General features: G+C 71.2%; 16 protein-coding genes. 7 read left to right on the forward strand and 9 right to left on the reverse strand.

Annotation, left to right across the window (positions count from 1 at the left end; genetic code table 11):
* Nucleotides 1-270: 270 nt before the first annotated feature.
* Complete coding sequence (locus LIV37_RS17025; RefSeq protein WP_121824848.1) at nt 271-1,242, reverse strand: tetratricopeptide repeat protein; 972 nt, start codon at nt 1,240-1,242, stop codon at nt 271-273.
* A 138-nt stretch (nt 1,243-1,380) separates the two neighbouring features.
* Here LIV37_RS17025 and LIV37_RS17030 point away from each other — a divergent pair, with 138 nt between their 5' ends.
* The gene (locus tag LIV37_RS17030) at nt 1,381-2,058 is read left to right on the forward strand and encodes a TetR/AcrR family transcriptional regulator (RefSeq protein ID WP_020868366.1); all 678 of its coding nucleotides are present in this window, start codon (nt 1,381-1,383) and stop codon (nt 2,056-2,058) included.
* On the opposite strand, the gene LIV37_RS17035 is transcribed toward LIV37_RS17030, so the two are convergent.
* The 4 genes from LIV37_RS17035 to LIV37_RS17050 form a co-directional block, all read right to left on the reverse strand.
* Entirely contained in the window at nt 2,034-3,770 is a 1,737-nt protein-coding gene (locus LIV37_RS17035; protein ID WP_121824847.1) for a coenzyme B12-dependent isobutyryl-CoA mutase large subunit, read from the reverse strand. The two genes, LIV37_RS17030 and LIV37_RS17035, sit on opposite strands and share 25 nt — an antisense overlap.
* A gap of 138 nt (nt 3,771-3,908) precedes the next feature.
* Nucleotides 3,909-4,241, reverse strand: coding sequence for a DUF3817 domain-containing protein (locus LIV37_RS17040; RefSeq protein ID WP_121824846.1), 333 nt, complete (start codon nt 4,239-4,241; stop codon nt 3,909-3,911).
* Nucleotides 4,242-4,316: 75 nt separating this feature from the next.
* Nucleotides 4,317-4,826, reverse strand: a complete 510-nt coding sequence (locus LIV37_RS17045; protein ID WP_020868369.1) for a MarR family winged helix-turn-helix transcriptional regulator — start codon at nt 4,824-4,826, stop codon at nt 4,317-4,319.
* Between the two features lie 68 nt (nt 4,827-4,894).
* On the reverse strand, nt 4,895-6,226 hold the full coding sequence (locus tag LIV37_RS17050; RefSeq protein ID WP_121824845.1) for an MFS transporter: 1,332 nt from the start codon (nt 6,224-6,226) through the stop codon (nt 4,895-4,897).
* A 100-nt stretch (nt 6,227-6,326) separates the two neighbouring features.
* Between LIV37_RS17050 and LIV37_RS17055 the strand changes: the two genes are divergently transcribed.
* Nucleotides 6,327-7,313, forward strand: a complete 987-nt coding sequence (locus tag LIV37_RS17055) for an ArsR/SmtB family transcription factor (RefSeq protein ID WP_020868371.1) — start codon at nt 6,327-6,329, stop codon at nt 7,311-7,313.
* A 24-nt stretch (nt 7,314-7,337) separates the two neighbouring features.
* Here LIV37_RS17055 and LIV37_RS17060 read toward each other — a convergent pair whose 3' ends face one another.
* Nucleotides 7,338-7,631 carry an MTH1187 family thiamine-binding protein gene (locus LIV37_RS17060; RefSeq protein WP_020868372.1) on the reverse strand — a complete coding sequence of 98 codons (294 nt, stop codon included), beginning with the start codon at nt 7,629-7,631 and terminating at the stop codon, nt 7,338-7,340.
* Entirely contained in the window at nt 7,628-7,972 is a 345-nt protein-coding gene (locus LIV37_RS17065) for a DUF3817 domain-containing protein (RefSeq protein WP_020868373.1), read from the reverse strand. Before LIV37_RS17065 ends, LIV37_RS17060 begins: the two co-directional genes overlap by 4 nt.
* Nucleotides 7,973-8,136: 164 nt before the next feature.
* On the opposite strand from LIV37_RS17065, the gene LIV37_RS17070 reads away from it, so the two are divergent.
* From LIV37_RS17070 to LIV37_RS17085, 4 genes are all read left to right on the forward strand, one after another.
* Nucleotides 8,137-8,775: an AIM24 family protein gene (locus LIV37_RS17070; protein ID WP_121824844.1), complete on the forward strand. Its 639-nt coding sequence runs from the start codon at nt 8,137-8,139 to the stop codon at nt 8,773-8,775.
* The gene (locus LIV37_RS17075) at nt 8,775-9,425 is read left to right on the forward strand and encodes an AIM24 family protein (protein ID WP_020868375.1); all 651 of its coding nucleotides are present in this window, start codon (nt 8,775-8,777) and stop codon (nt 9,423-9,425) included. The genes LIV37_RS17070 and LIV37_RS17075 overlap by 1 nt, the downstream gene beginning before the upstream one ends.
* The gene (locus LIV37_RS17080; protein WP_020868376.1) at nt 9,422-10,102 is read left to right on the forward strand and encodes an AIM24 family protein; all 681 of its coding nucleotides are present in this window, start codon (nt 9,422-9,424) and stop codon (nt 10,100-10,102) included. The genes LIV37_RS17075 and LIV37_RS17080 overlap by 4 nt, the downstream gene beginning before the upstream one ends.
* Before the next feature lie 94 nt (nt 10,103-10,196).
* Entirely contained in the window at nt 10,197-10,673 is a 477-nt protein-coding gene (locus LIV37_RS17085; protein ID WP_020868377.1) for a MarR family winged helix-turn-helix transcriptional regulator, read from the forward strand.
* On the opposite strand, the gene LIV37_RS17090 is transcribed toward LIV37_RS17085, so the two are convergent.
* Both LIV37_RS17090 and LIV37_RS17095 read right to left on the reverse strand, forming a co-directional pair.
* On the reverse strand, nt 10,670-12,076 hold the full coding sequence (locus LIV37_RS17090) for a sensor histidine kinase (protein ID WP_020868378.1): 1,407 nt from the start codon (nt 12,074-12,076) through the stop codon (nt 10,670-10,672). The genes LIV37_RS17085 and LIV37_RS17090 overlap by 4 nt on opposite strands.
* Entirely contained in the window at nt 12,069-12,725 is a 657-nt protein-coding gene (locus tag LIV37_RS17095) for a response regulator transcription factor (protein ID WP_020868379.1), read from the reverse strand. The genes LIV37_RS17090 and LIV37_RS17095 overlap by 8 nt, the downstream gene beginning before the upstream one ends.
* 112 nt (nt 12,726-12,837) lie before the next feature.
* Between LIV37_RS17095 and LIV37_RS17100 the strand changes: the two genes are divergently transcribed.
* A complete protein-coding gene (locus tag LIV37_RS17100) occupies nt 12,838-13,380 on the forward strand; it encodes a PepSY domain-containing protein (protein ID WP_020868380.1) in 543 nt (180 codons plus the stop codon).
* Nucleotides 13,381-13,551 lie beyond the last annotated feature (171 nt).

The following is a 13,551-nucleotide window of genomic DNA, read 5'->3' on the forward strand; positions in this document are numbered from 1 at the left end:
TACGGGGGGATGGACCGAGCTTGGCCGATCGTGGTCCATTCCCGGCCTGGGCACAAGGGGTTCGTTACTAGCGAGTAACGGACGGATAACCGAACTGCGGCAGGACGGTCGAGATCGGCCACACACGGTTGCCGGACAGTGACCGGAAAGAGAGGGAGATTTACTCCAAGACCGGACAAAGCCGGGGCTTGCGTTTACTGGCAGTAACAGCGACCGCGTTTACCAAGTTTTAGTAAAGAGCGGTCGCTGTGTTGTTTGAGGAGCCGGAGGTCAGAACAGCACCCGCGCCAACGCGCCGCGAGCCGCCACCACTCGGGGGTCCTCACCGCCGATCACATCGAACAGACTCAGGAGATGAACCCGGGCCGCGTCCCGGTCCTCCCCCGCCGTACGGCGCACCGCGTCCACCAACCGGCCGAAGGCGTCCTCCACATGACCGCCCACCAGGTCGAGGTCGGCCGCCGCGATCTGGGCCTTGACATCCGCCGGGCTCTCCGCGGCCGCCTTGCGCACCTGCGTGGCGTCCAGCCCCGAGACGCGCTCCAGCAACTGGGCCTGGGCCAGGCCGAGCTTGGCCTCGCCGTTGGCGGGATCGTCGGCGAGCAGGCTCTGGTACGCCCGCACCGCACCGCCCAGGTCACCGGCGTCCAGCGCCTGATGGGCCGCGGCGAGCGCGAGGTCCTGCGGCGACTCGGGGATCTCCGGGGCGGCCTCCTCGGCGGCCTCGTCCTGGGCGCCGGGTTCAACCGGTGTACCCACGATGCCGAACTGCTGCTCCGCCGCCTGGATCAGCTGGTCCAGCACCTGGCGGATCTGCGCCTCGGGCGCGGCGCCCTGGAAGAGCGGCACCGGCTGGCCGGCGATCACCGCGAAGACCGCGGGGATGCCCTGGACGCCGAACTGCTGGAAGAGCATCTGGTTGGCGTCGACGTCGATCTTCGCGAGGACGAACTGCCCCGCGTACTCCGTGGCCAGCCGCTCCAGGATGGGCCCGAGCTGCTTGCACGGCTCGCACCACTCGGCCCAGAAGTCGATGACGACCGGCACTTCGGTGGAGCGCTGCAGGACGTCCTGCTGAAAACCCGCCTCGTCGACATTGAAGATCAGACGGCCGGGCGCGGGGGCGCCCCCGGTGCGGGCCGACTCGGCCCGCGCCCGCTCCGCCTTCTGCTTCGCTTCTCCGGCCGCCTTCACCGCGGCGAGGTCGACCACTCCACTCATGGACATGTTCCGTGGCTGCATGGTCCCATCCTCCCCTCTTCGCGCGGTGAAGGGAAAAGCGCATCAGCCGATGGACCGGCCGTGGCACACCCTTACGCTACGAGTCGTAGCGTAACTCACCCGGGACGATGCGCGGTACTGGCGGGTAGGGTGCCGCGCATGAGCCCGTCCGCACGCCGCACCGGGCGCCCACGCAGCGCCGAGGCCGACCGCGCCATCCTCGGCGCCACGCGTGCCGCCCTGGTGGAACTGGGCTGGGCGAAGCTGACCCTGGGCGATGTGGCGGCCCGTGCCGGAGTCGCCAAGACGACCCTCTACCGCCGCTGGGCGAGCAAGTGCGAGCTGGTGGTGGACGCGGTCGCGGCGGTCTTCGACGAACACCTGGAAGCGGGCGACCACGGCAGTCTGCACGCCGATGTGGAGGCCGCGGTGATCCGGCTGGGGGCGCTGCTGGAGCGCCCCGAGACGGGCACCGCGCTGATGGCCGTCCTCGCCGAGGCCATGCACGACGAGTCGCTGCGGTGCCGGGTGCGCTCGGCGATCGTGGACCGGCAGAAGCGGCTGGTGACGATCGGCCGGGAGCGCGCCCGGCTCCGAGGTGAGCTGCCGCGCGAGGAGGACCCGGAGGCGTCGGCCCGCAACGCGGACCTGATCTTCGACGCGGTCGCCGGGACGGTGCTCCACCGGCTGATGGTCAGCGCGGAGCCGGTGGACCCGCACTGGGCGCGGGACTTCACGGATCTGCTGCTGTACGGGATGACCGGGGCGGAGGCCGGCGGCGCGGCGCACGCCGGACCCGCCCCGGACGGGGCTCAGAAGCCGGCCGGCTCCGTGTAGACGCCCCACTCGTCGCGGAGGGCGTCGCAGATCTCGCCCAGCGTCGCCTCGGCGCGCACCGCGGCCAGCATCGGCTCGATCATGTTGGATCCCGCGCGGGCGGCGGCGATCACCGCCCGGAGCCCCTTGGTGATCTCGGCCTCGTCGCGCCCGGCCTTACGGCCGCCCAGCGCCCGCACCTGCTCGCGCTCGACCTCGTGGCCGACCCGCAGGATCTCCAGATCGCCGGTGACCGAGCCCTCGTGGCAGTTGACGCCGACGACCTTCTTGTCACCCTTCTCCAGGGCCCGCTGGTAGCGGAAGGCGGATTCGGCGATCTCGCCGGTGAACCAGCCGTCCTCGATGCCCTGGAGGATGCCGGCGGTGATCGGCCACTGGGGCTCCCGCCCGTCCGGCACCGTGCGGCGGCCGCGCTCCTTGATCTGCTCGAAGATCTTCTCGGCGTCGGCCTCGATCCGGTCGGTCAGCGCCTCGACGTACCAGGAACCGCCCAGCGGGTCGGCCACATTGGCCACCCCGGTCTCCTCCATCAGCACCTGCTGGGTGCGCAGGGCGATCTCGGCGGCCCGCTCGCTGGGCAGCGCGAGGGTCTCGTCCAAGGCGTTGGTGTGGAGGGAGTTGGTGCCGCCGAGGACGGCGGCGAGGGCCTCCACGGCGGTCCGCACCACGTTGTTGTACGGCTGCTGGGCGGTGAGCGAGACCCCGGCGGTCTGGGTGTGGAACCGCAGCCACTGTGCCTTCTCGGTGGTCGCCCCGTAGACATCGCGCATCCAGCGGGCCCAGATCCGGCGGGCGGCGCGGAACTTGGCGATCTCCTCGAAGAAGTCGACGTGCGCGTCGAAGAAGAAGGACAGCCCGGGCGCGAAGGTGTCGACGTCCAGGCCCCGGGAGAGGCCGAGCTCCACATAGCCGAAGCCGTCGGCGAGGGTGTACGCGAGCTCCTGCGCGGCCGTCGCCCCGGCCTCGCGGATGTGGTAGCCGGAGACGGAGAGCGGCTTGTACGCGGGGATGCCCTCGGAGCAGTACTCCATCAGGTCGCCGATCAGCTTCAGATGCGGCTCGGGCGGGAAGAGCCACTCCTTCTGGGCGATGTACTCCTTGAAGATGTCCGTCTGGAGCGTGCCGTTCAGCCGTGAGATGTCCACGCCCTGGCGCTCGGCGGCGACCAGGTACATACAGAAGACGGGGACGGCCGGACCGCTGATGGTCATCGAGGTGGTGACGTCGCCGAGCGGGATGTCCTTGAAGAGGATCTCCATGTCGGCGGCGGAGTCGATGGCGACACCGCAGTGGCCGACCTCGCCGAGCGAGCGCGGGTCGTCGGAGTCGCGGCCCATCAGGGTGGGCATGTCGAAGGCGACCGAGAGCCCGCCGCCGCCCGCCTCGAGGATCATCTTGTAGCGCTCGTTGGTCTGCTCGGCATTGCCGAACCCGGCGAACTGGCGGATGGTCCAGGACCGGCCCCGGTACCCGGTGGCGTAGAGGCCACGGGTGAAGGGGAACTCCCCGGGCCAGCCGATCCGCTCGAACCCCGCCACGGAGTCGCCCGGGGCGGGGCCGTAGACCGGGTCCACGGGATCCCCGGACAGCGTGCTGCGCGTCCAATCCCTTGGGGGCTTCGCCCCCAAACCCCCGGCGGCCTCGCGCTTATGTGCCGCGTCGTACCGGGCCTGCCACCGTCGGCGGCCCGCCGCAATGCCTTCGGCGTCCATGCTTCAAAAATACTAGGACGTCCTACTAATTGTCGACGCGAAACTCACCACACTCAGCCGAACGGTGGCACCCCGCTCCCCTTCCGTGCACCTCGTCCGATCCCGGACGGGACGCGCGGAAGGGCCACAAACCGCTGGTCAGACCCGCGCGGGCGCGGGCTCCGCGCCGCTGACCAGCGGCTCCACCTCATGGGTGACCTTGCGCTCGACGAAGAACGCGGCCGTCGGGATGGTGCCCGCCACCAGGACCCACAGCAGCTTGCCGAACGGCCACTTGGCCTTGGAGCCGAGGTCGAAGGCGAAGACCAGGTAGATGATGTAGAGCACGCCGTGGATCTGGGAGACCACGAGCGTGAGGTCCTCGCCCGTGTCGAAGCCGTACTTGAACACCATGCAGGTGCAGAGCACGAGCAGCATCACTGCGGTGATGTAGGCCATGACCCGGTAGCGGGTCAGCACACTGCGTTTCATGCCCCGAGCGTAACCGTCCGTTCCGGGGCGATCTTCGCCGCCCCCGGTCTTCGGCGGCCGCCCCCGGAGCCCCGCTCAGTCGTCCTCGAAGTCCTCCGCCGAGACCCTCAGCGGGCGCAGCATCTCGAAGATCCGGCCGCAGTCCTCGGCGTCGTAGACCCCGAGCCCGAACTCCATCGCCATCAGATCGCGGCTGGCCGACTCGACCACCTCACGGCCCCGGTCGGTGATCGAGGCCAGGGTGCCGCGGCCGTCGTTGGGGTTCGGCCGCTTGTCGACCAGACCCGATTTGACCAGGCGGTCCACCGTATTGGTGACCGAGGTCGGGTGGACCATCAGCCGCTCGCCGATCTTGGACATGGGCAGCTCACCGGCCTTGGAGAAGGTGAGCAGCACCAGCGCCTCATAGCGGGCGAAGGTCAGTCCGTAGGGTCTGACGACCGCGTCGACCTGGCTGAGCAGGATCTGGTGGGCCCGCATGATCGAGGTGATCGCGGCCATCGAGGGCACGGACCCCCAGCGCTGCTTCCAGAGCTCATCGGCGCGGGCGATGGGGTCGAACGACAGGCTGAGCGGCTTCGGCACACCACCGACCCTACCGGCCGGTCATATCGTGGTCAGCCCTATCTCACACTTCGGGCCGGGCGGGCCCTTCAGACCGTACGCCGCACCTCCAGCGCCACCAGCAGCGAGCACAGCGCCCCGCAGCCGCCCGCGGTCGCGGCCACCACATGGACCGGTACGAACTCGGCGACCGCGCCCGAGACCGCCATGCCGAGACCCTGCGCGGTCATCAGCCCGGCCGTCATCACCGTCATCGCCCGGCCGCGCAGCTCATCGGGGACGGCGGCGAAGAACCACTGGTCGAGGCCGAGGCTGTAGGCGATACCGCAGCCGGTCAGCACCTGGAGGGCCAGCGCCCAGCCGAACGACGGATGGACGGCGTACCCCAGGGCGGGCAGCATCGCCGCGACGCCGACCGGCAGCGTCAGCCGGGCCCGGGCGCGCGGCCCCAGCAGCGAGCCCACCAGCACCTCGCTGGTGACCGCGCCCACCGGCATCCCGCACATCAGCAGCCCGAGACCCACCGAGCCGAGACCCAGCCCATCGGAGTACGGCGTCAGCAGGACCTCGGGCATCACCACGAACATCGGCGGCACCCACGACAGCAGCATCAGCGCCCGGATCCGGCGGTCCGCGAACAGCCGCCGGATCCCGCTCAGCGAGTCCCCGAGCAGGGGGCACCTCCCAGCGGTAGCTGGGGGAGCCCCGCCCCCGGTCAGCTGCCGTGCCGGGCGGCGGCGGGTGCCGAAGCGGAGCACCAGCGCCGAGCCGACGAGCGCCGCCGCGGTGATCGCCAGCGCGGCCCGCGGCGAGACGGCGGCCAGCAGCAGCCCGCCGACGCCGAACCCGGCGAGCTGCGCGGTCTGGGCGGTGATCCGGATGACCGAGCGGCCCAGTACGAAGGGGTCGCCCTCGCCGAGGATGTCGCCGAGCGTCGCCGACCGGGTGCCGCTGAACACCGGGGAGATCGCGGCGGGCACACAGCGCAGCGCGAGCAGCGCCGCCACCGGCATCCCCGGCACCACCATGGCGGCCACGCACGCGGCGTGCACCAGATCGCAGACCACCAGCACCCGGCGGGCCGGGAAGCGGTCGGCGACGGCGGACAGCAGGGCGCCGCCGATCACGTACGGCAGCATCGAGGTGGCGAACGTCAGGGCGCTCAGCAGCGGCGATCCGGTGAGCCTGAAGACCAGGACGGACAGCGCGAGCTGGCCGACCACCTCGCCGAGCATGGAGACCAGGTGCGCGGCGAAGACGGCCCGGAACTCACCGACCGCGAACACCGCGCGGTAGCCAACGCTCCCCGGGCCCCGCGGCGGCCCCTCGTCGGCACCGGGCGCGAGCTCGGGTCGGGAGGCGGGCGCGTCGGGGCGCGACTCGAGGGGGCCCGTGGTGCCGGGCCCGGAGGGCGTTGCCATGCCGGAAGCGTGCCCGTACGGGCGGGCGGGCTCTAGTGTTTCGGACTGAGCCGAATCTTGTCTCGGACTGAGCCGAATCTTCGGGCCCGGGGGTGACGTCATGCCGCTGCATATGCAGTTCGGCGCCGATGATCTGCTGCGCTGCCGGTTCGCCATCTCGCCGCTGTGCCAGACCCATGAGGCGGTGCGCACGCTGCGCCGGACCGAGCGGCACGGCTATCACCTGCCGTGGCTGCGGCGGGTGCGGGAGGCGCTGGCCGGGCTCGATCTGTCGGAGCTGTGGCTGCTGATGCCGGTGCGCGGCTACACCCCGGACTTCCTGGGCCCGCCGCCGGAGGTGCCGTACGCGCCGTTCGAGGACGAGCTGGCCCGGATGCGGGCCACGGATCCCGCCGTCGCCCGCCGTGAGCTGACCCTGTCCCTGAAGTGCACGCCGGGGGCGGCCGGCTCCGCGCGCGGCCGGGCGATGCTGGACGACCCGGCGGGGGCCGTCCAGCGGCTGGCGGATGTGACCGAACGGGCCTGGCGGGCCCTGGTGGAACCGGACTGGCCCCGGCTGCGGGCGTTACTGGAGACCGATATCGCCCATCGCTCACGGCAGCTGGCCGAGGGCGGTCTGGAGCGGCTGTTCGCGGATCTGCGCCCGGCGCTGCGCTGGACCGACGGCAAGCTCACCATCCCGAATTCCGTGGTGCCCGCCCAGACGCAGGATCTCGACGGCCGCGGGGTGCTGCTGATGCCCAGCGTCTTCGTCTGGCCGGATGTGATCAGCGGCTTCGCCCCGCCGTGGCAGCCCACGGTGATCTATCCGGCGCGCGGGGTGGGCGGGCTGTGGCGGGAGCCGGACGCGGTCACGGCGGACGCGCTCGTACGGCTCCTGGGGGCCAGCCGCGCCGCGATCCTCTCCGGTCTGGAGGAGCCCGCGTCCACCACCGCCCTGGCCGCCCGGCACCGCCTGGCGCCCTCGTCGGTCTCGGCGCATCTGGCGGTGCTACGCGCCGCCGGGCTGCTCAGCTCACGCCGCCAGGGCCATCAGGTGCTGTACGAGCGCACCCCGCTGGGCATGGCCCTGGTGGGCGGGGGCTGAGGCCACCCGCCCGCACCGGGGCGCTCAGTCGGAGAGGTGACGCTCGACCGTCTCGACCTTGGAGGTCAGTCCGTCCGTGACACCCGGGCGGATATCGGCCTTGAGGACCACCGAGACCCGGGGCGCCCGCGCCTCCACCACCGCGACGGCACGCTTGACGACGTCCATGACCTCGTCCCACTCGCCCTCGATCGAGGTGAACATCGCGTCCGTACGGTTCGGCAGCCCCGACTCCCGGACCACCCGCACCGCGTCGGCCACGTACTCCCCCACGTCCTCGCCGACGCCCAGCGGCGTCACCGAAAAGGCGACGATCATGCGTTGACCACGCCCTCCTTACGGGCGCGGGCCGCGATCACCCCGGCCTCGGTCTCCCGCTTGAGCTTGCGCTCGGCGAAGAAGCCGCCGGTGGGCAGGACGGAGAGGACGAAGTACAGGGCCGCGGTCTGCCACTTCCACTTGGCGCGGTTCCAGGCGTCCGCCCAGAAGACCACGTAGAGGATGAAGAGCACGCCGTGCACCATGCCCATCACCGGCACCGCGTTGAAGTCCGTGGTGCGCTTGAGCACCGAGCAGATGAGCAGCAGCAGGAACGACACGGCCTCGGGCGCGGAGACCAGGCGTAGCCGGCGCAGCGCGGTGGCGGTCTTGAAGTCCACGAGAGCACCTTCGTGTGAAGAGAGAGACACGGACCAGCTTGTGAAGCAATGCACAAGCTTTCACCCATTGTCGCAGCCGCGCGGGCGATCTCCGTCCGGGGGGGCACCTCGAGCCCCCGGCGCTCCCTGTTCCCCGACGTCGCCGGACCGCTACCGTCGGCTCCGTGGCTCAGTTTCGGCTCCAGGGAAGCAGGGTGCTCGCGGTCGACCTGACCGGCGACTCCGTGAAGGCCAAGAACGGCGCGATGGTCGCCTACGAGGGGGAGATGACCTTCAAGAAGAGGACGGGCGGCGGGGAGGGGCTGCGCGGGATGGTGACCCGGCGGCTCACCGGCGAGCAGATGGCGGTCATGGAGGTGAAGGGGCACGGCACGTGCTACTTCGCCGACCGGGCGAGCGAGATCAACCTGGTGTCGCTGCAGGGCGAGAAGCTCTATGTGGAGTCCAGCAATCTGCTGTGCACGGACTCCGCGCTGCGCACCGGCACCTCCTTCACCGGACTGCGCGGCTCCGCGCAGGGCAACGGGCTGTTCACCACGACCGTCGAGGGCACCGGCCAGGCCGCGCTCGTCTCCGCCGGCACGGCGGTCGTGCTGCGCGTCACCCCGCAGACGCCGCTCCAGGTCGACCCGGGCGCGTACATCGCCCACACCGGCGGTCTGAAGCAGCACTTCCAGGCGGGGGTGAACTTCCGCGCGCTGATAGGCGAGAGCGGCGGGGAGTCCTTCCAGATCCGCTTCGAGGGCGACGGGCTGGTCTACGTGCAGCCCAGTGAGCGCAACACGATCGGGGGCGAGGTGTGATGCCGTTCAACATCCTCACCTCGCGGATGGTGGAGGCCCAGGTGATGCCCGGGCAGACCCTGTTCAGCCAGCGTGGCGCGATGCTCGCCTACCGCGGGGACGTACGGTTCACCCCCAGCATCACCGGCGGCCAGGGCGGGGTGCGGGGCATGATCGGGCGGCGGGTCGCCAATGAGGCCACCCCGCTGATGACCGTCGAGGGCCAGGGCACGGTGATGTTCGGGCACGGCGGCCACCACGTCCATGTGATCGACCTGGTCGGCGACACCCTCTATGTGGAGTCGGACCGGCTGCTGGCCTTCGACGGCTCGCTGCGCCAGGGCACGATGTTCCTGGGCTCCCAGGGCGGGGTGATGGGCATGGTGCGCGGCCAGGTCACCGGCCAGGGGCTGTTCACCACCACCCTGGAGGGGCACGGCTCGGCGGCGGTCATGGCGCACGGCGGGGTGCTGGAACTGCCGATCGGCCCGGGACGCCCGGTGCACGTCGATCCGCAAGCCTATGTCGCCCACCGGGGTGATGTTCGCAATAAGCTCTCGACGGCGATCGGCTGGCGCGAAATGGTGGGCCGCGGCTCGGGCGAGGCGTTCCAACTGGAGCTGTCCGGCACCGGCATGGTCTACGTCCAGGCATCGGAGGAGAAGCTGTGAACGGCCCCGTCATCCATGACGCCTGGACGCTGCCCGTCGACGACAACATCAATCCGTACGCCTTCAGCGTGGATCTGAACGGCCAGTGGTTCCTGCAGAAGGGGAAGATGGTCGCCTACTACGGGCAGATCGACTTCCAGGGCGTCGGACTCGGCCACCTCGACCACCTCATCGCCCACAGCTTCCACTCCCCGCTGCACGCCGCGGACTGGGTGGTGGCCGAGGGGCAGGGCAAGATGGTGCTCGCGGACCGCGCCTTCGACGTCAACTCCTACGACCTGGACGACGGCAACCTCTCCATCCGGTCCGGCAATCTGCTCGCCTTCCAGCCCTCGCTGTCCCTGAAGCAGTCCATCGTCCCGGGCTTCCTCACCCTCATCGGCACGGGGAAGTTCGTGGCCGCCTCCAACGGGCCCGTGGTCTTCATGGAGCCGCCGATCCGGGTGGATCCGCAGGCGCTGGTCGGCTGGGCGGACTGCCCGACGCCGTGCCACCACTACGACCACCAGTATCTGCGCGGCTTCCTCGGGGCCGTCCGGTCGCGTACGGGCATCGGGGGCGCGTCGGGCGAGGAGCACCAATTCGAGTTCGTGGGCGCGGGGACCGTACTGCTCCAGTCCACGGAGGAGGTCGTCGCCGAGATATCGGTCGGCGAGACAGGGGGTACCGGTTCGTGAGCACGAAGGTGCGGAGTGTAACGTCGAACAGGTGACCTCTAGCCCGATACATCCATTGGTTCGGAATTCAACTTCTATAGGTAGAATACATCCCATGGAGACCGAGAACGGCACGCGCTGGCTCAGCGACGAGGAACAGCGCGCCTGGCGCACCCACCTGGATGTCAGCCGGCTGCTGACCTACCAGCTCGAAAAAGACCTGCAGCCGTTCGGCCTGACCATGAACGACTACGAGATCCTGGTCAACCTCTCGGAGTCGGAGGACCACCGGATGCGGATGAGCGATCTCGCGTCCGCGACCCTGCAGTCCAAGAGCCGGCTGTCCCACCAGATCACCCGGATGGAGAACGCCGGCCTGGTCCGCCGCGAGAACTGCGAATCGGACCGGCGGGGGCTGTACGCCGTGCTGACCGAGCAGGGCTGGGACACCATGCGCAAGGTCGCCCCCCACCATGTGGCGTCCGTGCGCAGGCACTTCATCGATCTGCTCGCGCCGGAGGACCTCAAGGCGCTGTACGGATCGCTGGTACCCGTCGCGGAGCACCTGCGCACCCAGCGGGGCCGGGTCTAGGGGCCGGTCGGCAGCCGCAGCTCGAACAGGGCGCCGCCCTCGGGTGCCGTCCGCACGGCCAGCGTGCCGCCGTGGCGCACCGCCACGTCCCGCGCGATGGCGAGGCCGAGCCCGGCCCCGCCATCGTCGCGGCTGCGGGCGTCGTCGAGCCGTACGAACCGCTCGAAGATCCGCTCCCGCTCGGCCTCGGGCACGCCCGCGCCGTCGTCCGCGACCTCCAGCACGGCCCACCGGCCCTCGTCGCGCACCGTCACCCGCACCCCGCTCCTGGCGTGCCGCTGGGCGTTGTCGACCAGGTTGCCCAGCACCTGGGCCAGCTGCCCGCGCGAGCCCGGCACCGCGACCGGCGCCGCCCCGTCCCGCACCGGCACCCGGTCCGCCACCCGCTGGGCCAGCTCCTCGCGCACCAGGGCGTCCAGCGCCACCGGCGTCTCCCCCGTGGGCCGCTCCCCCGCGTCCAGCCGGGCCAGCAGCAGCAGATCGGCCGCGAGCCGCTGCAGCCGCACCACGTCCTCCACGGCGCCGCCCAGGTCCAACAGCTCCGGATGGGCGGCGCCCACCTCCAGCTGGGTGCGGAGCGAGGCCACCGGGGAGCGCAGCTCATGGGAGGCGTCGGCCACGAAGGCCCGCTGCCGCTCCACGGACGCCTCCAGCGCCGTGAGCGTCTCGTTGGTGGTCCGGGCCAGCCGCGCCACCTCGTCGTGCGACCCCGGCTCGGGCACCCGCCGGGCCAGGTCCGTGCTCGCCGTGATGGCGGCCATCTCGCGCCGGATGCCCTCCACGGGCCGCAGCGCGCGCCGGGTCACCAGCCAGGTCACGGCCGCCACGACCACCAGCAGCAGCGGCAGCCCGAGCAGCATCGCGTTCCGCACCGTGGTGACCGCGCCGCGCTCGGTGGCCAGCGGCGCGCCCGCGTACACGGTGACGTCCTCGCCGGAGGTGTCGGTGGCCTCCACGGCCGCCCAGACGTAGTCGGCGGTCTCCCCGTCGACACGGGCTGAGCCGTCGCTGTACTCCTCCCCGGAGGAGACCTTTCCGGGACCGCTGTCGTCATCGTCGGTGTCGTCGTCGCTCTCGCCGACGGCCGCGACGGGCCACACGGACGCGCTCCCGGTGCCCTTCACGGCCTCCAGATCCTCGCTGACCGCCCGCACCCGGCCGTCCTCGTCCACGACCTGCACCGGGACGCTCTCGTCCAGCTTCAGCGACCCGTAGCCCGCCCCGGCGGCTATCTTCGACGCCACCTCCCGCGCGTCCACCTGGGCCTTCAGCCGCGCCTGGTCCCCCAGGTCGGAGCGCAGCACCTGGAGCACCGCGATCCCCGCCGCCACCAGGGCCACCGCCACCACCAGGGTCGCCCCCAGCGCGGCCCGCGCCCGTACCGAACCGAACACCTTACGCACGGAGCCGGTACCCCGCTCCCCGTACGGTCTCGATGAGACCCGCGCCCAACTTGCGGCGCAGGGCGCTCACATACACCTCGACGATGTTGGGGTCGCCGTCATAGGCGAAGTCCCACACATGCTCCAGGATCTCCGCCTTGGAAACCACGTACCCCGCCCGCGTCGCCAATTGCTCCAGCACGGAGAACTCCTTGGCGGTCAGCGGCACCTCCCGGCCGTCCCGCTCCACCCGGCGCGCGCCCCGGTCCACGGTCAGCGGCCCCACCCGCACCACGGGCGAGGCCCCCGGGCCGCGCCGCCGCAACAGCGCCCGCACCCGCGCCACCAGCACCACATACGAGAACGGCTTGGTCAGATAGTCGTCGGCCCCGGTGTCGAGCCCCTCTGCCTCGTCGTACTCGCCGTCCTTGGCGGTGAGCATCAGGATCGGCACCTCGTTCCCGGCCGCCCGGAGCGCCCCGCATACGCGGTAGCCGTTCAGCCCCGGCAGCATGATGTCGAGGACGACGAGGTCGTACACCCCCTCCTGCGCACGATGCAGCCCCTCCTGGCCGTCGTGCGCCACATCGACGGCGAACCCCTCCGCCCGCAGCCCCTTGGCCAGCGACAGGGCCAGCCGCCGCTCGTCCTCCACGATCAGCAAACGCATGCGACCAGCGTCGCAGAGCGAACCTGAAGATCTCTTCAGGCGGCTTCAGGTGGGCTTCAGCATCGATCGGCCAGGGTGGTTGACGTCCGAACACGAATGGGGAGGAACCCACATGAAGCGCATCATCATCGCATCTGTCGCCGCAGCTGCCCTGGTCGGCGGCGGTACGGCCGTCGCCGTGGCGGGCACGCAGCCCTCATCCCCGGCGGCCGCGTCCACCGGCGCCTCGCTGACCCAGGCGGCCGGTGCCGCGCTCAAGGCCGCCCCGGGCACGTTGGACTCCATCGACCGCGACCACGGCCGCTGGGAGGCGGACGTCCTGGGCAAGGACGGCAGGTGGCACGAGGTCACGCTGGACGCCAACGGCAAGGTGATCGACCAGCGGGTGGACCAAGACGAGAACGACCCCGAGGACGCCGCCGAGGCCAAGGCCCTGCGGCACGCGACCGTCTCGGCCACCGAGGCGGCCCGGAAGGCCGCGTCCCGCGGGACGGTGACCTCCGTGGAGTTCGACGGCGACCACACCCCGGTGTGGGAGGTCGAGACCGTCAAGAACCACAAGGAGCGCGACCTGCTCGTCGACCCGCGGTCCGGCAAGGTCACCCAGGCCCCGGCCGACGACGACCACGGCGACGACGACGGCGACGACGACTAGGGAGAGCCGCCGACGAGGCAGGAGGGGACGGGGTCGGAGGGGTGGGGTCCTGGACACTTACGTGTATTTGTGGCGCCGATCTCCGGCCCACGCAAGTCCCCGGTCAATGGCGCCGTAAATATACGGTCCAGGGCCCCGCCCCGGAGGCCCCGGCCCCGCCCCCGCAACGCA

The sequence above is a fragment of the Streptomyces rapamycinicus NRRL 5491 genome (assembly GCF_024298965.1).
GTDB classification, from domain to species: domain Bacteria; phylum Actinomycetota; class Actinomycetes; order Streptomycetales; family Streptomycetaceae; genus Streptomyces; species Streptomyces rapamycinicus.